Origin of the sequence: Rubrivivax sp. JA1026 (assembly GCF_011065555.1) — a bacterium.
Classification (GTDB): Bacteria; Pseudomonadota; Gammaproteobacteria; order Burkholderiales; family Burkholderiaceae_C; genus Rubrivivax; species Rubrivivax benzoatilyticus.
Genome location: NZ_JAALCQ010000002.1, coordinates 499401 through 522528 on the forward strand (window position 1 = coordinate 499401; position 23128 = coordinate 522528).

Genomic DNA, 23128 nt, shown 5'->3' on the forward strand with positions numbered 1-23128 from the left:
GTTGGAAAGGCGCCTCAGCGGGGGATCGGGGTCAGGTCTCGTAAGACCTGACCCCAAGCCGTCCCAAGCCTTCCTGAACCCCGCAGCGGCCCCCGTCTTCGAGGGGGCGAGGCGTGCACAAGTCACCTGCCCGGCGCCGAACGCCGAGTCACGGCGTCGCCTGCACTTACCATGGCGGCGGGCGCGTCGGCCCATGGCAAGGGGCGAGGTCTGCCCGTCGCCCCGGCGCCCCGGCAAGGCAGTCCAGGCGGAGCAACAACCCATGTGCGGCATCACCGGCCTCTTCGACACCCGCGGCACCCGTCCGGTGGACCCGGCCGTGCTCGCGCGCATGAACGACGCCCAGTGGCACCGCGGCCCCGACGAAGGCAGCGTGCACGTCGAGCCCGGCGTCGGCTTCGGCCACCGGCGGCTGTCGATCATCGACATCGCCACCGGCCAGCAGCCGCTGTGCAACGAGGACGGCTCGGTCGTCGTCGTCTTCAACGGCGAGATCTACAACTACCAGGAGCTGATCCCCGAGCTCCAGGCCGCCGGCCACGTCTTCCACACCAAGAGCGACACCGAGTGCATCGTGCACGGCTGGGAGCAGTGGGGCGAGCGCTGCGTCGAGCGCTTCCGCGGCATGTTCGCCTTCGTGCTCTGGGACCGCAACCGCCAGACGCTGTTCCTGGCGCGCGACCGCCTGGGCGTCAAGCCGCTGCACTACGCGCTGCTCGACGACGGCACGCTGCTCTTCGGCTCCGAGCTGAAGTCGCTGCTCGCCCACGGCGGCCTGAAGCGTGACCTCGACCCGCTGGCGGTGGAGGAGTATTTCGCGCTGGGCTACGTCGCCGAGCCGCGCACCATCTTCAGCCAGGCGCGCAAGCTGCCGCCCGCGCACACCCTGAGCATCCGCCGAGGCGAGCCGCTGCCCCAGCCGCGCGAGTACTGGGACGTGCACTTCACGCTCGGCAACCCGACCTCGGTGGAGGACGCCTGCGAGGAGCTGCAGCACCGCCTGCGCGAGTCGGTGCGGCTGCGCATGATCGCCGAGGTGCCGCTGGGCGCCTTCCTGTCCGGCGGCGTCGATTCCAGCGCCGTCGTCGCGACGATGGCCGGCCTGTCCGACGGCCCGGTCAACACCTGCAGCATCGCCTTCGACGACCCCAAGTTCAACGAGAGCGCGTTCGCGCAGCTCGTCGCCGACCGCTACCGCACCGACCACCGCGTCGAGACCGTCAAGTCCGACGACTTCGACCTCATCGACACGCTGGCGCGGCTGTACGACGAGCCCTACGCCGACAGCTCGGCCATCCCCACCTACCGCGTCTGCCAGCTCGCGCGCAAGCACGTCACGGTGGCGCTGTCGGGCGACGCCGGTGACGAGAACTTCGGCGGCTACCGCCGCTACCGCCTGCACCTGATGGAGGAGCGCATGCGCTCGGCGCTGCCGGCGGCGGTGCGCCAGCCGGTGTTCGGCATGCTCGGCCGGCTCTACCCCAAGGCCGACTGGGCGCCGCGCGTGCTGCGCGCCAAGACCACCTTCGAGGGCATGGCGCGCAGCTCGGTCGAGGCCTACTTCCACTCGGTGTCGATCCTGCGCGGCGACATGCGCCGCCAGCTGTTCAGCCCGGCGCTGAAGCGCCTGCTCGCCGGCTACGACGCGCAGCAGGTCTTCGAGCACCATGCCGCACGCGCCGGCACCGACGACCCGCTGGCGCTGATCCAGTACCTGGACCTGAAGACCTACCTCGTCGGCGACATCAACACCAAGGTCGACCGCGCCAGCATGGCCCACAGCCTGGAGGTGCGCGAGCCGCTGATGGACCACAAGCTCGTCGAGTGGCTGGCCACGCTGCCGTCGTCGCTGAAGGTCCGCGGCCAGGAGGGCAAGTTCCTGCTGAAGAAGGCGATGGAGCCCATGCTGCCCGACGAGGTGCTGTATCGGCCGAAAATGGGGTTCTCGGTGCCGCTCGCGCGCTGGTTCCGCGGCCCGCTGAAGGACCGCGTGCGCGACGCCGTGCTCGGCGAGCGCCTGTCGGCGACGGGCTGGTTCGAGCGTTCCTATCTGCAGCACCTGGTGGATGCCCACCAGGCCGGCACCCGCGACTACAGCGCACCGCTGTGGACGCTGCTGATGTTTGAAGCTTTCCTGCGCAACGTCGTCGATGCCGGCGCCGTCGGCGCGCAGGGTATTTCGCGAGAGGCCGAAGCGCTGGCATGACATTGCGCGTCCTGCACGTCCTGGATCACTCCATCCCCCTGCACAGCGGCTACACCTTCCGCACGCTGTCGCTGCTGACCGAGCAGCGCCGCATGGGCTGGGAGACCTTCCATGTGACGAGTCCCAAACACGCCACCACCGTCCCCGAGGAGACGGTCGAAGGCTGGCATTTCTATCGCACCGTGGTGCCGGCCAGTGCCGGCGGCGTTCCCGGCCTCAACGAGATGGCGCTGATGCGCCGGCTGGAAAAGCGCATCAACGAGCTGACGCTCAAGCTGCGCCCGAACGTCATCCACGCCCATTCGCCGGTGCTCAACGCGCTGCCCGCGCTGCGCGTGGCCAAGCGCCAGCGCATCCCGGCGGTCTACGAGGTGCGCGCCTTCTGGGAGGACGCTGCCGTCGACCACGGCACGACCACCGAAGGCAGCCTGCGCTACCGCCTGACGCGGCGCATGGAGACCGCGGCGCTGAAGGAGGCGGCCCACGTCTTCACGATCTGCGAGGGCCTGCGCGGCGACATCGTCGGCCGCGGCGTGGCCGGCGAGAAGATCACCGTCATTCCCAACGCGGTCGACGTCGACACCTTCGAGCCCGGCGGCCAGCCCGACGCGGCGCTGAAGGCCCGGCTGGGGCTGGACGGCGCCACCGTCGTCGGCTTCATCGGCAGCTTCTACGCCTACGAGGGCCTGGACCTGCTGCTCGACGCGATGCCGCGCCTGCTCAAGCGCCGGCCCGAGATGCGCGCGCTGCTCGTCGGCGGCGGCCCGCAGGAGCAACTGCTCAAGGAGCGTGCGCAGTCGCTGGGCATCGCCGACAAGGTGGTCTTCACCGGCCGCGTGCCGCACCAGGAGGTGCAGCGCTACTACGACCTCGTCGACGTGCTCGCCTACCCGCGCCACAGCATGCGGCTGACCGAGCTGGTCACGCCGCTGAAGCCGCTGGAGGCGATGGCCCAGGGCCGGCTGTTCGTCGCCAGCGACGTCGGCGGCCACAAGGAGCTGATCCGCAACCGCGAGACCGGCTGGCTGTTCCAGGCCGGCAGCGCCGAGGCCCTGGCCAACGCTGTCGACGACCTGCTGGCGCGCCGCGACCAGTGGCCGTCGCTGCGCGCCGCGGGCCGCGAGTTCGTCGAGCGCGAACGCACCTGGGCCAACTCGGCCGGGCTGTACCGCCCGGTCTACGAGCGCCTGATCGCCGCCGGGGGGCGCTGACGGTGGCCGACGGCCCGCGGATCGTCGTCCTCAGCAGCCTGTTCCCGAGCGCCGTGCAGCCCGGTGCCGGCCTCTTCGTGCGCGAGCGCATGTTCCGCGTCGGCCGCGAGCTGCCGCTGGCCGTGGTGGCGCCGACGCCGTGGTTCCCGCTGCAGTCGCTGCTGCGGCGCTTCAAGCCCGGCTTCCGGCCCGGGGCGCCGCGGCACGAGACGCAGCAGGGCCACGAGGTCTGGTTCCCGCGGTTTGTCAGCGTGCCCGGCGCGCTGAAAGGCTGGGACGGGCTGGCGATGGCGCTGGCCGCCTGGCCGCGGCTGGCGCGCCTGAAGCGCGAAGGCCGGCTCGACCTGATCGACGCCCACTTCGCCTATCCCGACGGCTACGCCGCGACGCTGCTCGGCCGCTGGCTGGGCGTGCCGGTGACGATCACGCTGCGCGGCACCGAGCAGCGCCAGGCGCGCGACCCGGCGCTGGCGCCCAAGCTGCGCGCCGCGCTGCAGCGCGCGACGCAGGTCTTCGCGGTGTCGGAGTCGCTGCGCCAGGTGGCGCTGGGGCTGGGCATCGCGGCCGACAAGGTGCAGGTCGTCGGCAACGGCGTCGACCTCGCGCGCTTCGCGCCGTTGCCGCGCGGCGAGGCGCGCGCCGCGCTGGGCCTGGCGGCCGACGCGCCGGTGCTGGTCAGCGTCGGCGGGCTGTGCGAGCGCAAGGGCTTCCACCGCGTCATCGAGCGCCTGCCGGCGCTGCGCGAACGCTTTCCCGGCCTGGTCTACCTCGTCGTCGGCGGCCCCAGCCCCGAAGGCGACCTCGGCCCGCAGCTGCGCGCCCAGGTGGCCGCCGCCGGGCTGGGCGACGCGGTGCGTTTTCTCGGCCCGCTGCCGCCCGACGCGCTGCGCGGGCCGCTGTCGGCGGCCGACGTCTTCGTGCTCGCCACGCGCAACGAAGGCTGGGCCAACGTGTTCCTCGAAGCGATGGCCTGCGGCCTGCCGGTCGTGACCACCGCCGTCGGCGGCAACGCCGAAGTCGTCTGCCGCGCCGAACTGGGCCACGTCGTGCCCTTCGGCGACGGCCCGGCGCTGGAAGCGGCCGTTGCCGACGCGCTGGCGCGCGACTGGGATGCCGACACGATCCGCCGCTACGCTGCGGCCAACACCTGGGACCGGCGTGTCGCCGAGCTCGTCGCCGTGTTCCGCACGCTGCACCGCGGCGCCGGCGAACGGGCGGCCGCCGCGGCCCCCTGAACACCATGAGCGGGCTCTACACGCGTTTCACCTCCGGCGTCCTGTTTCCGCTGCACGAGCGCCTGAAGCGCCACGACAGCGTCGCGGTGCGCCGCGCTCTGGAGGCCAGCCAGTGGTGGCCACCCGAGCGCCTGGAGGCGCTGCGTGTCGAGCGCCTGCGCGCGCTGCTGACGCAGGCCGGCCAGCACGTGCCGTACTACCGCGAGCTGTTCGCTGAACACCGTTTCGACCCGGCGGCCGTCACCTCGGTGGCCGACCTGCAGCGCCTGCCCTTCCTGAGCAAGGCCGTCGTGCGCGCCCAGGGCGAGCGCCTGCGCCACGAGCAGGCCGAAGGCCTGGCGCGTTTCAACACCGGCGGCAGCTCCGGCGAGCCGCTGATCTTCTTCATCGGCCGCGAGCGTGTCAGCCACGACGTCGCCGCCAAGTGGCGCGCCACACGCTGGTGGGACGTGGACATCGGCGACCCCGAGATCGTCGTCTGGGGCAGCCCGATCGAACTCGGCGCCCAGGACCGCGTGCGCGCTTGGCGCGACCGCCTGCTGCGCACCGAGCTGCTGCCGGCTTTCGAGATGAGCGAGGCCAAGCTCGACGGCTTCGTCGCCGCGATCCGCGCGCGCCGGCCGAAGATGCTGTTCGGCTACCCCAGCGCACTGAGCCACATCGCGCGCCACGCCGAGCGCCGCGGCCAGAGGATGGACGACCTCGGCATCGAGGTCGCCTTCGTCACCAGCGAACGCCTGTACGACGACCAGCGCGCGACGATCTCGCGCCTGTTCGGCTGCCGCGTCGCCAACGGCTACGGCAGCCGCGACGCCGGCTTCATCGCCCACGAGTGCCCCTCGGGCGGCCTGCACCTGACGGCCGAGGACGTGATCGTCGAGATCGTCGCGCCCGATGGCCGCGTGCTGCCGCCGGGGCAGTCGGGGGAGATCGTCGTCACGCACCTGGCGACCAAGGACTTCCCGTTCATCCGCTACCGCACCGGCGACGTCGCCGTGCTCGACAGCGCGCGCTGCGCCTGCGGCCGCACGCTGCCGCTGGTGAAGGAGATCCAGGGCCGCAGCACCGACTTCATCGTCGCCGCCGACGGCACCGTGATGCACGGCCTGGCGCTGGTCTACGTCGTGCGCGACCTGCCCGGCGTGCGCGGCTTCAAGATCGTGCAGCACAGCCTGCAGCGCACCGAGGTGCAGATCGTCGCCGACGCGGGCTTCGACCGCCCGGCGCGCGCCGCCGAGATCCAGGCCGGGCTCAAGCGCCGCCTGGGCGCCGCCGTGCAGGTGGACGTGAACTACGTCGACGCCATCGCGCCGGAGAAGTCGGGCAAGTACCGCTACGTGGTCAGCCACGTGGCCGCGGCGCCGGCGCAGGAGAGCGTGCCGCATGCGTGACATCCTGATCATGATGATCGTGATCCCGGCGGCGCTGATGGCGCTGCGGCGGCCGTGGATCGGCGTGCTGCTGTGGACCTGGCTGAGCCTGATGAACCCGCACCGCTACGCCTTCGGCTTCTCCGTCACCGCGCCGCTGGCGGCGATCGCGGCGGTGTCGACGCTGGTGGGCATGCTGGCGGCGCCCAAGGACCGCGAGTCGCCGTTCAAGGGCGCGCCGCCGGTGATCCTGCTGATCTTCATGGCCTGGATGACCTTGTCCTGGGTGATGGGCATGGACCGCGCCAACGACTACGCCCAGTGGGACAAGGTCATGAAGATCAACCTGATGGTGCTCGTGACGCTGATGCTGTTGCGCACCCGGGTGCAGATCATGACCTTCGTCTGGGTGGCGACCTTCTCGCTGGCGCTGCTGGGCATCAAGGGCGGTCTGTTCACCATCGCCAACGGCGGCAACTACCGCGTCTGGGGGCCGCCGGGCAGCTTCATCTACGACAACAACCACTTCGCGCTGGCGCTGGTGATGACGATCCCGCTGATGCGTTTCCTGCAGATGCAGACGCAGGCCGCCTGGCTGAAGCTGGCGATGACCGGCGGGATGGTGCTGGTGGCCGCCTCCGCGCTGGGCAGCCACTCGCGCGGCGGCTTCCTGGCGATCTGCGCGATGACGCTGGTGCTCTGGTGGCGCGGCCGCAACCGTTTCGTCTCGGGTGTCGTGCTCGCCGTGGTCGCGGCCGTGCTGCTGGCCTTCATGCCGCAGGAGTGGTCGGATCGCATCGCGACGATCGGCGAGTACAACGAGGATGCGTCGGCCCAGGGCCGGCTGTCGGCCTGGGCGACGGCGTGGAACGCCGCCTTCCACTACCCGTTCGGCGTGGGCTTCAACGCGGCCCGTCCCGAGCTGTTCCAGCGTTTTTCTCCGAACCCTGAGGTGGGCACGCCGGTGGCGCACAGCATCTACTTCCAGGTGCTGGGCCAGCACGGCTTCGTCGGCCTGGGGCTGTTCCTGCTGCTGTGGGGCGTGACCTGGCGCTGGGCGGCCAAGCTGCGCTGGGAGGCCCGCGACATCCCGCAGGCGCGCTGGGCGGCCGACCTGGGCGCGATGTGCCAGGTCTCCCTCGTCGGCTACGCGGTCGGTGGTGCGTTCCTCAACCTCGCGCACTTCGACTGGCCTTACGACGTCATGGCCATGGTCGTGATGGCGCGTGTCTGGGTGCGACGGCGAAGCTGGGAGACCGAACCGGTTCCCGAGAGCCCGCGGCGCTGGCAGCATCTGCTGGGCATCGTGCCGCCCCGGGTGCCGGCCGCCAAGGGGGCCGCTTGATCCGTGCCGCGCTCGGGGTCGTCTCGCCGGCGGGCGCCCGCGCCCGGCTGTCGATCCTCATCTTCCACCGCGTGCTGCCGCAGCCGGACCCGCTGTTCCCGGAGGAGATGCACGCCGGGCGTTTCGACACGCTGTGCGGCTGGCTGGCCGGCTGGTTCAACGTGCTGCCGCTCGACGAGGCCGTGCGGCGCCTGGGCGAGGGCACGCTGCCGCCGCGCGCGCTGGCGATCACCTTCGACGACGGCTACGCCGACAACCACGACGTCGCGCTGCCGATCCTGCGCCGCCACGGCCTGAACGCCACCTTCTTCGTCGCCACCGGCTTCCTGGACGGCGGGATCATGTGGAACGACGTGCTGATCGAGGCGCTGCGCCGCACCCGCGAGGACAGCCTCGATGCCGGTGCGGCCACCGGGCTCGCGCTGGGGCGCCTGTCCACCGTCACGACCGAGCAGCGCCGTGCGGCCGTGGACACGCTGATCGGCGCGCTGAAGTACCTGCCGCAGCCGCAGCGGGCGCGGGCCGTCGACAGCGTCGCCCGCAGCGCGGGGGTCGAGCTCCCGCGCGACCTGATGATGACCGGCGCCCAGGTCCGCGCGCTGCACGCCGCCGGCATGCGCATCGGCGGGCACACCGTCGGCCACCCGATCCTGGCACGCCTGGACAGCCCTGCGGCACGGGCCGAGATCGCCGACGGCAAGGCCGCGCTCGAGGCCCTGGTCGACGCGCCGGTGCGGCTGTTCGCCTACCCGAACGGCAAGCCGGGCGAGGACTTCGGCGACGAGCATGTCGCGATGGCGCGTGAACTCGGCTTCGAGGCCGCCGTCACCACCGGATGGGGTGCCGCGGGCGCCGGCGCCGATCACCACCGCCTGCCGCGCTTCACGCCGTGGGATCGCACGCGTTGGCGCTTCGGCCTGCGAATGCTCGGCAATCTTCGGCAGGCGAGCTGATCCGCTCGTCGCCGGCTCGACCAGGGGAGGGTTATGAACGATCGGGTCCATCGATTCCTCCAGCGCAACGAGGCGCGCATCAAGTCCGGCCTGGACGCGCTGGGCTACGACCACCGGCACTGGACCCGTCCGGTGATGTACGAGCGCTGCGCCGAGCTGCTGCGGGCGCTGCGGCCGGCGGACCTGGACGCGCTGGAGATCTCCGCCGGCAAGTTCTTCCAGACCCTCGGCTTTCGCAGCTACACCGAGGCCAACTACCCGGCCTTCGACATCTGCAAGGACGTGATGGACCGGCAGTTCGACGTCGTCATCGCCGACCAGGTGTGGGAGCACCTGCTGTGGCCGTACCGCGCCACGCGCAACGTGCACGCGATGCTCAAGCCCGGCGGCCACTTCCTCGTCACGACGCCGTTCCTGATCCGCGTGCACGCCATCCCGCACGACTGCACGCGCTGGACCGAGACCGGCATGCGCCACTTCCTCGCGGAATGCGGCTTCCCGGAGGACGGCATCGTCACCGGTTCCTGGGGCAACCGGGCCTGCGTGAAGGCCAACTTCACGAAGTGGGCGCGGCGCGGCTGGTTCGGCTCGCTGCGCAACGAGCCCGACTTCCCGGTGGTGGTCTGGGCGCTGGCGCGCAAGGCCGGCTGAAGCCCCGGGGCGGGGGCGCTCAGCCGGCGACCTTGGTGCCGTCGAACAGCAGGGCGGGCGGCTGCCGTGCCGCCGACCAGTCCCGCGGGCTCTGCAGCCGCTCCCAGGCACGACGCCGGCGCCCGTCCTGCGCGAGGGCCGCGGCCAGCGCCCGAGGGTCCTCCGCCGCCCAGAGCGACACCAGACGCTCCACCGTCGCCGGCAACGCCTGCGCCGGCCGCCTGTGCCTGGCCAGCCAGTCGGAGACGGCGCGGTTCTCCAGCACGCCCTGGGCCTGGCGGTCCAGGCGCCGCCACTGGGTACGAAGATCCTGCCAGCGCCACCAGCGTTGGGGTTCGGTGTCCCAGCTGGCGTCGCGGGCCAGCGCGATGTGGCGACGTGGTTCCCAGTCGTGCCGGGCGGGATCCAGTCCGAAGGACAGCACCGCACCGACGATGCCGTCGGTGCGGTAGACGCCCAGCGGCAGGCGCAGACCCATGTGCCGCAGCGCGTGCAGGGTGTCGGCGCGCAGCGCGTGCAGGTTGCCGTGCAGCCCGCCTTCGCGTTCCATCGCTGCACGCAGCGCGGCGGCGCCTCGGCCCGTGCTGGGCAGCCCGGCCGCGGCCAGCGCTTGCGGTTCGGCGGCCAGCGCCGCTTCGAGTGCCTGCAGGGCGTCGGGCCGCACACGCACGTAGCCGTCGATGAAGAAGGTCGTCCCCGTCCCGGGCCAGAGCCGGTGCACGTACTCGTTCCAGCAGTGAGCCTTGTCGCCGAGCGCCAGGGACCAGACCCGCAGCTGCAGCGGGCTGCTGCCCGCAGGGGCTGCGGCCAGGGCCGCCGAGACGGCGGCGGCCAGCTCGGCGTTGCCGTTGACCAGCACGTCCGCCACGGTGCCGCGGCGCGCGGCGGCGGCCAGCGCTTCCAGCGCCCGCAGCACGGCGGCGCAGTCCTCGCGGCTGGCGAACAGCGCCGCGGCCCATCCGTCGCCCGGGATGTCGGCGCGGGACGCTCCCCGCTTCTCTGACTCAGTTGCCGTCGCGCCCAACTCGTCCCCCCGGTGGTGACGCGCCGCGTGCCGCCAGTGGCCTGCGGCGAGGCCCCGGGCACTGCCGGGACGCCGGACGATGACGCAATTCGCGGGCCGTCCGGTGGGTGGACGGCCCTTCGGTCGTGGGAGAGGGTCAGCCCTGAATCAGGCCCGTCGTGCGCCGCACCGCGTTGCGGAGGTTCGCGCGCAGGCGCGTGCCCAGGGTGTAGGCCGGCAGGCTGTCGGGCGCCGCCGCGATGCGCGCGTAATGCGCCAGGTAGTGGCGCTTGAGCAGTTCCAGGTCGTAGTGCTGCTCGACGATCTCGCGCCCGCGCCGGCCCAGCTCGGCCAGCCGCTCGCGCGGCGTGTCGCGCAGCGCGGCGGTCAGCGCGCCCGGCTGGTTCATGTCGACGAACACCGCCTCCTTGACGATGTCCTTCTGGTTCGGATGGTCGGTGCAGAACACCGGCAGCCCCATCGCCATGGCCTCGATGTAGACGATGCCGAAGGTCTCGTGCCGCGAGCCGAGCACGAAGGCGTCGGCGGCGGCATAGGCCTGCGGCAGCTCGGCGTGCGGCAGCTTGGTGAAGACCACGCGCTCGCCCAGCAGTTCGCGCCCCAGAGCCACGATCGCCGGCGTCTCGCCGTTCTCCTGGCCGACGATGACCAGGCGCACGCCCGGCAGCGGCGCCACCTCGCGGATCACGTGGTCCATGCGCTTGTGGTTCACGCAGACGGTGCCGACGCTGATCAGCACGAACTCGTCGGCCCCGATGCCGTGGCGCTGGCGGAAGTCGCTGTCCAGCCCCGGGCGGAAGCGCCGGGCGTCGACGCCGTGCGGGATCATGAAGGCCTTGTCGCGGGCGCTCTGCGCCAGGTTGCGCTCGGTGTGCTCCTGGACGAAGTCGCAGCGCGGCAGCCGGGCCGCGGGGATCGCGCCGCCGTTGGAGAAGACGATCTTCGGCGTGCGCCGGAACACGTGGCGGTTGTCGAACAGGATGTTGCAGACCTCCTGCTCCAGGCAGTGCACGACGTCGTAGTCGCCGGCCAGCAGCGGGCCCATGCAGGCCCAGGCGAAGGTCTCGTGCTCGATGCGGGTGCGCTCCTGCTCGCGCACCGCGTCGGCCCACTTCGGCGCGACGCAGGGGCGGATGTGGTCCAGCTCGGCGGCGGTGCGCAGCACGCAGGGGATCGAGCGCTCGCGCGGCAGCTCCGGGCCGGCACCCTTGAACAGCGTGATGTCCAGCTCGTCGGCGAGCAGCTCGAACAGGCCGCGGGCGAAGACCTCGTGGCCGCGGACGACGTGGCCGAGGCCGGAGCAGAGCAGGGCGATCTTCATGCGCGGGGTCGGGGTTCGGACGGTGCAGCCTAGCGCCAGGCGGGGCCCCGGATTCTGATCGCCGCCAGTGCGGCGTGAACCTGCTCACGCCCGGATGCGGGAGGCGTCCGCAACCGCCCCGAACGCGGGGGCGGCGGATGCCGCCCCGATGCAACAATCGTCACCAGCCACGGGCCCGCGCGCCGCTCGTGCATGCCCTGCGCCGAGCCAGACCTTGCTGCCCAGCGTTTCCGTCGTCATCCCCTGCTACAACGCCCGCCGCCATCTGCCGGCCACGCTGCGCAGCGTCTTCGCGCAGCACGGCGTGACGCTGGACGTCGTCGTCGTCGATGACGGTTCGACCGACGGCTCGGCCGAACTCGTCGAACGCGAGTTCCCGCAGGTGCGTCTGGTGCGCCAGGCCAACCAGGGCGTGTCCGCCGCGCGCAACCGCGGCATCGAGGAGGCGCGCCATGACTGGGTGGCCTTCATCGACGCCGACGACCTCTGGCTGCCCGGCAAGCTGCAGGCGCAGTTCGAGCGGCTGCGCGCGCAGCCCGACGCGCAGATGGTCTACACCGCCTGGCTGAACTGGACCAGCGACGAGCCGGAGCCCGCCCCGGCCTGGCTGGCCGAGCGCGCCGGCGGCGACGGGCTGGCCGACGCCGACCCCGGGCCCAGCGGCTGGATCTATCCCGAGCTGCTGCTCGACTGCCACGTCTGGACCTCCGCGACGATGGCCCGCCGCGCGCTGCTGCAGGCGCTGGGGGGGTTCGACACCACGCTGCACATCGGCGAGGACTACGACCTCTGGCTTCGTGCCTCGCGCGTGACGCCGATCCTGCGCGTGGACCGCCCCTACGCGCTGTACCGGCTGCACCCCGGCAACGTGACCAAGCGCGTGCCCAAGGCCAACGACAAGGGCGAGATCGTGGGCCGCGCGCTGCGCCGCTGGGGTTATGCCGGGCCCGACGGGCGCCAGGCGCGCCGCGCCGACGTCGACCGCGGGCTGGCCCGCAGCTGGAGCGACTTCGCCGGCGCCCACCTCGTTGCCGGTGACGCCTCCACCGCACGCCGCGCCGCGCTGCGCGCGGTGCGCACCGACCCCCGGCAGCTGCTGGGCTGGACCGTGCTCGCCAAGTCGCTGCTGCGCTCGGTGTCCGGCGGCTGACGATGGCACGACGCGACAGCCTGCTGCGCCGGTCGTTCGCACTGCGCAGCGACGACCTCGGCCGGCGCGTCGTCGGCGGTGCCGGCTACCAGTTCCTCGGCATCGGCCTGCGCACGCTGCTGACGCTCGGCTCCACGGCCATCCTCGCGCGGCTGCTGTCGCCTGCGGACTTCGGCTACGTGGCGATGGCCACCGTGGTCACCGAGTTCGCCGGCCTGCTGGGCGCGTTCGGCTTCGCCAACGTCCTGATCCAGCGCCGCTTCATCAACCGGCTGCAGCTCGACACCGTGTTCTGGGCCTCGATGGCCATCGGCACGGTGCTGGGGCTGTTCGTCTTCGCCGCGTCCTTCGGCGCCGGCCTGCTGTTCGACGATCCCACCGTCGGGCCGCTGCTGCGCGTGATGGCGCTGAACTTCGTCATCGGCAGCGCGACCACCGTGCCGTCCGTCGTGCTGGCGCGGCTGATGCGCTTCAAGGCCAACTTCTGGATCAACATGCTGACGGTGGTGATCCGCACCGTGGCGGCGGTCGCCTGCGCGTTCGCCGGGCTGGGCATGTGGAGCCTGGTGATCGGCGCGCTCGTCGGCACGGTGGCCAACACGGCGCTGTACTTCGCCTGCGCCCCCTACCTGCCGCGCTGGCGCTACCACGGGGCCTTCATCGCGCGCACGTGGCGCACCAGCGCGGGTTACTTCGGCAACACGGCGCTGTACTACGTCAACATGAACCTCGACCTGCTGCTGATCGGCCGGCAGCTGGGTGCCGCACCGCTGGGGTACTACCAGAACGCACGCTCGCTGACCGACGAGATCCGCGGCCGCATCGCGATGCCGATCCAGCAGGTGCTGTTTCCGGCCTTCTCGGCGCTGCAGGCCGATCCGGAGCGCTTCCGCCAGCTCGTGCTGCGCGCCGGCCGGCTGCTGGCCGCGGTGGTGGTGCCGATCGGCTTCGGCGTGTCGGCCAACGCGCAGGAGCTGGTGCTGGTGCTCTACGGCGAGCAGTGGCGCGCGATGATCCCGGTGATGGCGATGTTCGGCCTGAGCGCGGCCCTGCGCGCCGGCACCGCGATCGCGTCGCCGCTGTTCAACGCCAACGACCGCGTCGGCCTGGCGTTCCGCTACAACGCCGCCGGCACGGTGCTGACGATCGCCGGCGTGCTCGCGGCGATGCCGTTCGGCATCGAGGTCGTCGCTGCGAGTGTTGCGCTGACGTCGCTGTACGTCCTCCTTCCAGCGCGCACGGCCTTCGGCCTGATCGGCCTGGGCTCGCGCCACCTGCTGCAGGTGCTGGGGCCTCCTGTGGCGGCCGCGGCGCTGATGTGGCTCGCGACTTCGGCCTTGCGTGCGACATGGACGGCGCCGCCGGCGCTCGCCCTGGCCTTGCACGTGGGGGCCGGGGCCGTCGTCTACCTCGTCGCGCTGCATCTGCTGGCCCGCCAGTTCCTGCAGGACTTCCGCCAGGCCTTCGCACTTCTGCGCAGCCGCGCATGAAACCGAGATGAGCGATTCCGACCCTTTCGACGCCGTCTTTCCCGGCTTTCCGGCCGCGGAGCCGCCCGCTGCGTTCTGGCGCGATCCGGCGAGCTACGACGCCGTGCTCCGCGACGTGCTGCTGCCGCCGCTGGCTGCCGCTGCCCGGCGAGGCGACGTGCCGTTGGCGTTGCAGTGCGCGGTGCTGCAACGTCTTCATTGGTACTTCAGCGTCGACGGGCGCGAACGGGCGCCGACGGTGGTCGTCGACGAAGCCATGGCCGCCGTCTTCCATGAGCGCGTGCGGACGCTGATGGCTCACATCGAGGTCGACGCCGTGGCGTCGTTCCCCGGTGCGACGACCGAGATCCGGCACGTGCTGCTGGCCTACCGCGACCCGAGCCTGGTCTGTGGCGCGGCCGTCGACGCCTACGATCATCGCCAGGGCCTGGCCCGCGTCAGCTACTGGATCCACGGGGAGCCGCCTGCGGAGCGCTTGCTCGTCGATGGTCGCGAGGTGTCGCCCGCGTTCGCCAAGCGGCGGGCCTGCAACTACTTCCGCCGCCGCCTGCTGCGCCAACGCATCGCCTGGGTGGACATCGCCGAGGCGCGCTCGCTCCAACTGGAGGTCGACGGGCGACTGGTTGCGCTGGCACTCGGGCCCCAGCCGTTTTCCGCTCGTCCTGCGGCGCCCGCAGAGGCCGGGGACGGAAGCGGTTTGCCGGCCCGGATACGTGCCGGCTTCCCGCCTGGCAAGGGAGGGCAGGAGCCGCTGCCTGCCGGCTGGAGAGGCTGGAAGGTGAGGCTGTTGAAGGCACTGGCCCGTTCGGCGCCCGTACGTTGGCGATACGGCCGCTCCTGGGTCTTCATCGACCGTGAAGAAAACGCCGACGACAGCGCCGAACACCTCTATCGCTGGGTGCGCCAGCAGCATCCCGAGGTCAATGCGTGGTTCATGCTGAGCCCGCAGTCGGCCGACTGGCCCCGTCTGCAGGCCGAGGGCTTCCGGCTGATGCCGCCCGGCTGGCGCCGCAAGCTGTTGGTCCTCAACGCGGAGCACATCGTGTCGTCTCATGCCGAGTGGGTCTTCGGCGGCTTCGACCGCCGTCTCTTCGGTGATGCGATGCAGTGGCGCTACACCTTCCTGCAGCACGGGGTCATCAAGGACGACCTGTCCCACTGGCTGGGCCCGCGCGAGTTCGACTGCTTCGTCAGTTCGAGCCCTGCCGAGCACGAGTCGATCGTCGGCGACGACACGGCGTACCCGTACACCGACCGTGAGGTCCGCCGCACCGGCCTGCCGCGACACGACCGGCTTCTGCGTTACGCGGACGAGACCCCCGCCGACGAAGCCAACATCCTGCTCGTCATGCCGACCTGGCGAGGCAGTCTGGTGGACGATCGTGCCCAGGCCTGCACGCCTCAGGAGCGGGTCACGGCGTTCGCCGCCTCGGAGTACGCCACGCGCTGGCGTGCCGTGCTCGGCAGTCCGCGCCTGCATGCGCGGGCGGCCGAGGCGGGCCTGAAGCTCGCCTTCATGCCGCATCCGAACGCCGTGCCGTACATCGAGGCCTTCGGCTTGCCGCCGGACGTCCAGCTGGTCACGGCGGGCGACACCTCGATACAGCGTGTCTTCGCGCGTGCCGCAGCCTTCATGACCGACTACACCTCGGTCGCGTTCACGATGGCCTTCTTGCGCCGGCCGGTTTTTTATTACCAGTTCGATCAGCAGTCGTATTACGGCGGCGGACACAACTGGCGGCCAGGGTACTTCGACTACGAGCGCGACGGGTTCGGCCCGGTGGCGTTGAACGAGGACCAACTGCTGGTGCAGTTGGAGGCCTTCTTCGACGATGGCTGCCGTGTTGCTCCGGAGTTTCTGGCGCGCATGGAGCGTGCGATGCCCGATCGTGACGACGAGTCTTGTGCAAGGGTCTATGCCGCCATGCTGAGCCTCGACCAGCCGAGAGCGGCAGCTGCGGGCCAGGGGTCCGAATTGGCGGGCCACAAGCGCTGATCCTCCATTCCCTCCTCGGGGATCGCGCCGCCTTGCATTCTTGGGGGAGGCCGTTGTGATTCCGATATTCGACACCGAGGATGACGGCGGGCGGTATGGAACGAGCCGCCGACAGCGCCTCCATGAAGCCATCGGTTTCGGTCGTCATCCCCGCCTTCAACTGTGCCGCGTTCATCGACCAGGCCCTCGGCTCGCTGGTCGCCCAGACCTTCACCGACTGGGAAGCCTTCATCGTCGACGACGGCTCGACCGACGACACGGCCATGCGCTGCGCGCACTGGTGCCAGCAGGACTCGCGGCTGCATCTGCTGCGCCAGGAGAACTCCGGAGGCCCGAGCGGACCTCGCAACAGGGCCATCGAGGCGTCATCCGGAGAATTCGTCGCATTGCTGGATCCGGACGACTGGTGGCGGGTCGAAAAGCTCGAACACCAGTTGGCCCTGATGCATCGCTGGCCGTCGCTGGGCCTGCTGTTCGGCGATAGCGAGCTGGTTCAGGCAGACGGCCATCCGATCGGCAGTTACTTCGAGTCTCTGTCCTTTGTCGACAAGGCTCGTCCCTACGTCGCCGAACGCGAGCCGGGATTCTTTGTCGCGAGACCGGAGTTCCTCTATTTCACCGCCTGCGTCTACACCGGCATCCAGACGAGCGGCGTGATGCTGCGTCGATCCGCGCTCGAGTCGCTCGGGCAGCTCTTCCCGACGGACCTTCGAAACTGCGAGGACAACGATCTGTGGTGGCGCGTGATGGAGCGCCACGAGACGGGCTTCATCACGACAGCGCTGCATGCCTATCGACAGCATCCCGATGGCTTGTCCCATGACGTGCCGAAGCTGACCCAGGGCCGGCTGGTCGCCCACATCCGCAACTACCAGCGCCTGCAGGCCGCGATGCCGAGTGCCTGGGCCCGTCGATATCGGCAGCGGATCGCCGAACACTACCTGTTCCTGGGGTGGCAGGCACGCATGCGCGGTGACGCCGCAGCGGCGCGTAGTGCGTATCGTGCGTCGCTGGGCTGGCGGGTGGGTGTCGATGCCCCCCTCGCGATCCTCAAGTCCTGGATTCCGCCGCGTTCAGCTCGGGTTCAGCCGCGTTCGACGTGATCGTTTCGTCACCAGGAGCTCGACTTGAAGGAAGTGCTGAACAACATCGCCGCGCACCTGGGCTATGCCGTCGTCCCGGCCTGGCGTCAGCCAGGCATGGCTCAGGCGACGCTGACCGGCCAACTGTTGCGTCACCATCAGGTCGACCTCGTTCTCGACGTTGGCGCCAATGCCGGCCAGTACCACGACTTCCTCCGGCTGGAGGCCGGCTATGAAGGCGAAGTCGTGTCCTTCGAGCCGCAGCCCGACCTGGCCGAGCGCTTGAACGCTCGCGCCGCCGCTGATCCGCGTTGGAAGGTGCACCACCTGGCGCTCGGCAGCGCTGATGCGGAACTGGCGCTCAACGTCATGCACCGAGGTGAGTTCAGCTCCTTTCTCCAGCCCGACAACACCGGGCAACCCCAGTTCGCCGATCTGAACCGTGTGCGGCAAACCGTTGCCGTGCCGGTCAAGCGACTGGACGCGATCGAACTCCCGGCGTCCGACCGCCTGTTTCTCAAGGCCGATACGCAGGGGTTCGACCTGGAGGTCATCCGCGGCGCCTCGGGCATCCTGCCTCGCGTAAAGGTCATCCAGACCGAGGTCTGCGTCCAACCCATCTACAAGGGCATGCCGCGTTACCGCGACGTCCTGGCGGAGCTGGAGGGCCTCGGGTTCAGTCCCGCCGGATTCTTCGCGGTCAGTCGCTCGGCGGACATGGCGGCCATCGAGTTCGACTGCCTGCTCGTGCGCCGGGAGGACTGATGGGCGGCACGGCGCCGCGCGAGCCACGTCTCGTCAGCGGCAGCCGGCGGTGAAGGCCTGCCTCTGAGCCGCCGTCATGGGCCGGCCTGACGAGCAGCTCCTGGCTCCGGCCCCGGGCGGGGCGGACCATGTCGACTACCTGGACGGCTGGCGCGGGCTGTCGATCCTGGGGGTGCTGCAGGGCCACTTCCTCTGGTTGCCGGGCCTGGACGGCGGCAGCTTCGGCGTGTCGATGTTCTTCGTGCTGTCGGGCCGGCTGATGGCGAACATTCTCTTCGTGAAGCGCCAGCCTCTGCCGGTGTTCTACCGCCGCCGCGCCAGTCGCATCCTGCCCGCCTTCGTGCTGTTCGTCGCCGCTGTGTTTGCCGCCTCGTGGACCTGGGGGCAGCGCTTCACGGCGGCCGAGTTCTGGTCGACGCTGTTCTTCCTGCGCACCTACTACCCCGCATCGGGCATCTGGGGAACCGGGATGCCGATCGGCCACCTCTGGTCGCTGAACGTCGAGGAGCACTGCTATCTGCTGATGAGCCTTCTCGCGCTCGTCCCCCTGTTGCGGGGCCGCGAGGGGTTGTGGCTGCTGGCCATCGGCTTCGGCTGCATCGCCACCGGCTTCGTCTATGTCCGCATCGGGGCTGCCGCTCCCCGGTGGGGCGCGCTGGGCACCGAGGTCGCAGGGGCTGCGCTGTTCGTCTCCGCCGGCTATCGGCTCAGCTGCGACGGGCTGCAGCGCCATGTGCCGCCCTGGCTGCCGGTCGTCACGCTTCTCACGGCCTTCGTGCTGGCTCAACGCGGGCCTTGGTGGTCGCAGGCTTTGCTGCCTCTGCTGTTGGCATTCAGCGTGAACCACCTCGGCGAGTCCGGTGCATGGTTCCAACGCCTGCTCTCGGCCAGGTTGCTGCGCCGGTTGGGCCTGTGGTCGTTTTCGCTCTACCTCTGGCAACAGCCGTTCTTCCAGCTGAAGTCGACGCTGCCCGGCGGGGCCCTGGCAGGCCTGGGCGCAGCGTGCTGTGTTGCGCTTCTGTCGTTCTACCTCGTGGAGAAGCCGGCACGCGACTGGCTGAATCGCCGTTGGCGAAGCGATCGCGCGCGCTGACGTCGGCGTCGGGGTTCGCCTCGCTTTCACGCGCCTGCCACATGGCCGGCCTAGCCTCCGGACGGTTCGACCGCGCTTTCGACGCGTGGGTCGGAGCCGACGGCCGGAGCGCGCATGAAGCTGCATTACTTCCATGACCCCGAAGGCAACTTCGGCGACGACCTGAACCCCTGGCTGTGGCCCCGGCTGCTGCCTGGTTTGCTGGATGACGACGGCCGGGAACTGCTGGTGGGCATCGGCACCTTGCTCAACCACCGCCTGCCGGTCGGGCCGGTCAAGCACGTGTTCGGCAGTGGCGTCGGCTATGGCGGGCTGCCGGCCTACGACGGCCGGCTGCAGTTTCACGCCGTGCGCGGGTTCCTGAGTGCAGACCGCCTGGGCCTGCCGGCCGACAAGGTGATCACCGATGCCGCCGTCCTGCTGCGCCTCGTGCCCTTGCCGCCGACTTCATTGAAGCGTGTGCCCGTGGGGCTGATGCTGACCGGGCGCGCGCTGCGCGACTTCGACTGGGCCCCGGTGTGCGGCGAGGCGGGCGTGCATCTCATCAGCTGCCACTGGCCCGTGGAGCGCGTCCTCGACGAGATCCGCCGCTGCGACATCCTGCTCACCGAGACGATGCACGGCGCGATCGTCGCCGACCTGTACCGCGTGCCCTGGGTGCCGGTGACCTGCTCGCCGATCGTGCTGGAGTTCAAGTGGCAGGACTGGCTGTCCAGCCTGCGCATGGACTACGCGCCGAAGCACGTGACGCCCCTGTTCGACGCGTCGCGCGCCCTGCCGCGCGGTGGGCGGTTCAAGGCGGCAGTCAAGCGTGGCCTGCGCACGGCAGGCTTGTGGCACGAGCACTGGGCGCCGCCGCCGGCCCGCAGTTCGGGCGTGCGTGACCAGGCACGGGCCGCAGCCGAGCTTCGGGCCGCCGCGCAGCGCAGGCCGATGCTCAGCGACGAACGATTGCTGGAGACGCATGTGCAGCGTTATGCGGCGCTGCTCGAGGCCTGGGCACGCGGCAGAGCGGCTTCGACGCAGGCCAGCCAAGGCAGCCTGTCGCTGGCGCCTGTCTGGCCCTCCTGACGCCGTTCGGGGGGGGCCGCCCGTGCGAGCTGCCCTCCGTGGCGGGCGCGTGGGCCCGCGTGCGTCAGGTCTGGGGCCTGATCGCGGGCAGGCCGGACGCCTGGCCTGAGCTCGGGCCGGTGTCGCGCAGCATTCGCCAGATCACGCTCCATTCCAGCGCCTTGCCACGTCGCAAGCGATGAAGCGCGTCGTGCACCATCAGTGACCGCAGCCGGCGGATCTCCTGCCGAAGCGCCGTGCGCGTCTGATCGCTGCGCGCGTAGCGCTGCAGGGCCAGCTGGCGGTATCGCGCCTCGTCGTGGATTCGCCGGGCCAGGCCGTCGCTTCCCCAGCCGTTGCTGTCCCAGAGGTTGACGCCGATGCCGCGCCGCGCGCCGGGCAGGCTGGAGAAGGCGAAGCGGGCGCCGGCGGCGTCGAGGTCCAGCCAGTAGAGGTAGTCCTCGCCGCCGCGGCGGAAGGACTCCTGGAAGCGCACCGATCCCAGCTCGGCGGCCACGATGACCAGCGTCGTCATGTAGATGACGTTGGCGGTGGTGATCTGGTGGACGATGTCGCCCTGGTACGCGTGCAGCCCCGGCGCGGAGCCGATGGCCGGGTGCCGGCTCGGGTCGATGCGTCCCGACTTGGCGAACTCGTCCTGCGCCTCGCCCGGATGGTGGAGGTTGGCGAAGTAGGCGTTGAAGCCGGCCGACAGGCCGTTCACCGCCCGGTCGAGATGGCCCGGCATCCACTCGTCGTCCGAGTCGATGAAGGCCACGAGTTCGGTGCCTGCGGGCAGGTGGGCCAGGCCCGTGTTGCGCGCCGCCCCGGGCCCGCCGTTGGCCTGGCGGATGACACGCACGACCATCCCGGGAGGCGGCGGCGAGGTGGCGAATTCGTCGCACGCCGGCCAAGGCGACTCGTCGTCGACGACAAGCACCTGGAGCCGGTCGAGCGGGTATCCGACGGTGGCTACCGAACGCAGCGTGCGGGCGAGGATGCCCGGCTCGCGCTGGAAGAACGGGATCACCACCGTGATGAAGGGCGTGGGCGGCATGACGAGCGGTTGCTTCTCGTCACAATTGTTGGCGCGCCGCGTTCGGGCCGTCTGGTGTTAAGTCACGGCCGCATCCGTTGTCTTTAGGGGGCACTCGACTCGGGGGGCTCGGGGCTCAGGCCAGCCGCGACAGAACGGGCTCCAGCACCGCCAGGTGTCGCTCCAGCGAACTCGGCTCGGCCCCCAGTTCGCGCCGCGCCGCCTCGACCAGGCCTGCTAGACGGCCGGCGATGGCCTCGTCCCAGGCCCGGGCCAGCGCGCCCGCGTCGGCGGCGTGCTGCAGGGCGCCCGCATCGCTGAGGCGGCGGAAGACCGGGTAGGACGGGTAGTCCCGGCACCAGCGGCCGCTGACCGTCGTCGGCTTGCCGAACAGCAGCGGCTCCAGCACGTTGTGGTCTACGCCGACGTGCGCCACGTCGGCGTCGGCGTAGCAGCCGCGCAGCTCGCCGATCGTGTCGAGCACGAGCACGTCGAAGCCTTCGGCCGGCAGGCCCTCGCGCAGCGCCGAGCGGCGGCTCGCCTGCAGCCCGCGCCGCGCCAGCGCGCCGTCCAGCCGCTCCAGGTTCGAGACCACCTCGGGGTGCCGGGGGGCCACCACCAGCAGCGCGCCGGGGCGCTGCCGGCGCAGCTCGACGAAGGCGTCCAGCAGCAGGGACTCCTCGTCCTGGCGGGTCAGCGACCCGGCGACGACGACGGGCCGGCCGGCGGCCGCCACGGCCCGCAGCAGCGCTGCGCCGGGCTGCGCGGGGAGGGGCGCCGCGCTGCGCAGCGCGTCGAGCTTGAGGTTGCCGACGACGTGGGTGCGGTCCGGGGCGGCGCCGTGGGCCACCAGCGTGTTCCGCTGCGCTTCGGCCTGGACACAGATCGTGTCGTACTGGCCGAGCAGCGCGGGGCCCAGCAGGCGGCGTTCGAGGCGGTCCATGCGGCTGGGCGGGGTGTCGCCGTAGAGCCAGCCGTTGACGGCCACCAGCCTTGCGCCGGCCGCCCGCGCCTCGAGCAGCAGCGCTGCCGAACAGCGGCAGGGGGCATCTCCCGGCAGCAGCGGGATCTCGGCCACGACCACCAGCGCCGGCGGGCGCCAGCCGGCCAGCCGCTTCGCATCGCGGCTGTGGCCGCGCGTGTGCACGACGTCGGCCTCGGGAAAGCGGGCCCGGTAGCTGGGGACGTAATGCTCGTGATCGGTGACGAGCACCATGCGCAGCCCCGGCAGCCGCGCCTGCACGGCGGCGAGCAGCGGCGCGGTCGAGTGCAGCTCGCCGATCGTCGAGACGAAGGCCCACCACGCCGGCTGTCGGGGGGGCGGCGTGTCCCCCAGCACCGGGCCGGCGGCGTTGCCGCGCAGATCGCTCAGCGTCTCGGCGACGCGCAACGCCGCGTACCGGGCACGCCAGGCCCGCTCAGTCACGGCCACCGCCGCGCTGCGTCAACCGCCCGGCTCGACCCACTTGTTGACACCTTTCAGCCGGTCGATCAGCTCGGTGCGCGGCATGCCCAGCTCGCGGGCCTTCAAGGCCTGCTCGGCTGCCCGGTCGTAGTCGCCGATGTCGAAATAGACCAGGCCCAGGTTGAAGTGCGACAGCGGGTTGTCGCCCGCCTGTTGGGCTCCCGCGGCGAGCTGCTGCAGGGCCTCGTCGCGTCGTTCCTGCTTGAACAGGTAGCGCGCATACAGCGCCCGGACCACGGTGTCGTCCGGGGCGTACACCACGGCACGCTTGTAGTAGCAGTCGATGGTGAACTTGGCGGCCGGCGGCTGCGGGGAGTTGTGCCGCTCGCCGAGCCGCGTCATCGTCATCAGCGCCCGGTGATGGTTCGGGAAGACGTGCAGCGTGTAGCCGACATCCCCCGCCATCGTCGCGTAGGTCGTCGTCTTCGGCTTGGTCAGGGACTCCACGCCGGGCGTGAAGTGGGCCCCCTCGACGAGCTGCTTGGTCCCGGCGTCGGCCTTGCGGTAGTCGAAGGGGCCGAAGTGGTTCTTGAACGGGTTGCCGCACTCCCAGCCCGCATCGACTTGCGCCCAGGCCCCCGTGCAGGCAGCCGCGATGACCAGGCCGGCCAGCGTGCGCGTGCCGGCCATGAGCCTGGCGCGTGTCGTGTCGATTCGTTTCATCGGGTCGCCCTCCTGATCATCG

Annotated in this window: 19 protein-coding genes; 14 read left to right on the forward strand and 5 right to left on the reverse strand. The window is 71.1% G+C overall.

Annotated elements, in window-relative coordinates:
* The first annotated feature begins 262 nt into the window (after positions 1–262).
* From G5B56_RS05950 to G5B56_RS05980, 7 genes are read left to right on the forward strand one after another with little or no spacing between them, the layout of a single operon-like run.
* The gene (locus tag G5B56_RS05950; protein WP_164962617.1) at positions 263–2206 is read left to right on the forward strand and encodes an XrtA/PEP-CTERM system amidotransferase; all 1944 of its coding nucleotides are present in this window, start codon (positions 263–265) and stop codon (positions 2204–2206) included.
* 2 nt (positions 2207–2208) lie between these two features.
* Positions 2209–3417: a TIGR04063 family PEP-CTERM/XrtA system glycosyltransferase gene (locus G5B56_RS05955; protein ID WP_009856375.1), complete on the forward strand. Its 1209-nt coding sequence runs from the start codon at positions 2209–2211 to the stop codon at positions 3415–3417.
* A gap of 2 nt (positions 3418–3419) precedes the next feature.
* The gene (locus G5B56_RS05960; protein WP_164962618.1) at positions 3420–4652 is read left to right on the forward strand and encodes a glycosyltransferase; all 1233 of its coding nucleotides are present in this window, start codon (positions 3420–3422) and stop codon (positions 4650–4652) included.
* Between the two features lie 5 nt (positions 4653–4657).
* The gene (locus G5B56_RS05965) at positions 4658–6043 is read left to right on the forward strand and encodes a phenylacetate--CoA ligase family protein (RefSeq protein WP_164962619.1); all 1386 of its coding nucleotides are present in this window, start codon (positions 4658–4660) and stop codon (positions 6041–6043) included.
* Positions 6036–7367 carry a putative O-glycosylation ligase, exosortase A system-associated gene (locus G5B56_RS05970; RefSeq protein ID WP_164962620.1) on the forward strand — a complete coding sequence of 444 codons (1332 nt, stop codon included), beginning with the start codon at positions 6036–6038 and terminating at the stop codon, positions 7365–7367. The genes G5B56_RS05965 and G5B56_RS05970 overlap by 8 nt, the downstream gene beginning before the upstream one ends.
* Positions 7364–8320 carry a polysaccharide deacetylase family protein gene (locus tag G5B56_RS05975; protein WP_164962621.1) on the forward strand — a complete coding sequence of 319 codons (957 nt, stop codon included), beginning with the start codon at positions 7364–7366 and terminating at the stop codon, positions 8318–8320. The genes G5B56_RS05970 and G5B56_RS05975 overlap by 4 nt, the downstream gene beginning before the upstream one ends.
* A 33-nt stretch (positions 8321–8353) precedes the next feature.
* Positions 8354–8971, forward strand: coding sequence for a bifunctional 2-polyprenyl-6-hydroxyphenol methylase/3-demethylubiquinol 3-O-methyltransferase UbiG (locus G5B56_RS05980; RefSeq protein ID WP_009856370.1), 618 nt, complete (start codon positions 8354–8356; stop codon positions 8969–8971).
* 19 nt (positions 8972–8990) lie between these two features.
* On the opposite strand, the gene G5B56_RS05985 is transcribed toward G5B56_RS05980, so the two are convergent.
* Positions 8991–9887: a hypothetical protein gene (locus G5B56_RS05985; RefSeq protein ID WP_164962622.1), complete on the reverse strand. Its 897-nt coding sequence runs from the start codon at positions 9885–9887 to the stop codon at positions 8991–8993.
* A gap of 244 nt (positions 9888–10131) precedes the next feature.
* Positions 10132–11316 (reverse strand): glycosyltransferase family 4 protein, encoded by a 1185-nt coding sequence (locus tag G5B56_RS05990; RefSeq protein ID WP_164962623.1) that lies wholly within the window; start codon positions 11314–11316, stop codon positions 10132–10134.
* 214 nt (positions 11317–11530) lie between these two features.
* On the opposite strand from G5B56_RS05990, the gene G5B56_RS05995 reads away from it, so the two are divergent.
* The 7 genes from G5B56_RS05995 (at position 11531) to G5B56_RS06025 (ending at position 19963) form a co-directional block, all read left to right on the forward strand.
* On the forward strand, positions 11531–12466 hold the full coding sequence (locus G5B56_RS05995) for a glycosyltransferase (RefSeq protein WP_009856367.1): 936 nt from the start codon (positions 11531–11533) through the stop codon (positions 12464–12466).
* A gap of 2 nt (positions 12467–12468) precedes the next feature.
* Entirely contained in the window at positions 12469–13956 is a 1488-nt protein-coding gene (locus G5B56_RS06000) for a lipopolysaccharide biosynthesis protein (RefSeq protein ID WP_164962624.1), read from the forward strand.
* Between the two features lie 7 nt (positions 13957–13963).
* Entirely contained in the window at positions 13964–15952 is a 1989-nt protein-coding gene (locus G5B56_RS06005; protein WP_164962625.1) for a CDP-glycerol glycerophosphotransferase family protein, read from the forward strand.
* A 95-nt stretch (positions 15953–16047) separates the two neighbouring features.
* Entirely contained in the window at positions 16048–17055 is a 1008-nt protein-coding gene (locus G5B56_RS06010) for a glycosyltransferase family 2 protein (protein WP_050801740.1), read from the forward strand.
* Positions 17056–17088: 33 nt separating this feature from the next.
* Positions 17089–17799 carry an FkbM family methyltransferase gene (locus G5B56_RS06015; RefSeq protein ID WP_237704855.1) on the forward strand — a complete coding sequence of 237 codons (711 nt, stop codon included), beginning with the start codon at positions 17089–17091 and terminating at the stop codon, positions 17797–17799.
* Positions 17800–17875: 76 nt separating this feature from the next.
* Positions 17876–18892 carry an acyltransferase gene (locus G5B56_RS06020; RefSeq protein ID WP_164962626.1) on the forward strand — a complete coding sequence of 339 codons (1017 nt, stop codon included), beginning with the start codon at positions 17876–17878 and terminating at the stop codon, positions 18890–18892.
* Positions 18893–19006: 114 nt separating this feature from the next.
* Entirely contained in the window at positions 19007–19963 is a 957-nt protein-coding gene (locus tag G5B56_RS06025; protein WP_164962627.1) for a polysaccharide pyruvyl transferase family protein, read from the forward strand.
* A 64-nt stretch (positions 19964–20027) separates the two neighbouring features.
* On the opposite strand, the gene G5B56_RS06030 is transcribed toward G5B56_RS06025, so the two are convergent.
* From G5B56_RS06030 to G5B56_RS06040, 3 genes are all read right to left on the reverse strand, one after another.
* Complete coding sequence (locus tag G5B56_RS06030) at positions 20028–20999, reverse strand: glycosyltransferase family 2 protein (RefSeq protein ID WP_164962628.1); 972 nt, start codon at positions 20997–20999, stop codon at positions 20028–20030.
* Between the two features lie 115 nt (positions 21000–21114).
* The gene (locus tag G5B56_RS06035; protein WP_206023486.1) at positions 21115–22404 is read right to left on the reverse strand and encodes a 3-deoxy-D-manno-octulosonic acid transferase; all 1290 of its coding nucleotides are present in this window, start codon (positions 22402–22404) and stop codon (positions 21115–21117) included.
* Between the two features lie 18 nt (positions 22405–22422).
* Entirely contained in the window at positions 22423–23106 is a 684-nt protein-coding gene (locus G5B56_RS06040) for a tetratricopeptide repeat protein (protein WP_138938792.1), read from the reverse strand.
* Positions 23107–23128: the final 22 nt, after the last annotated feature.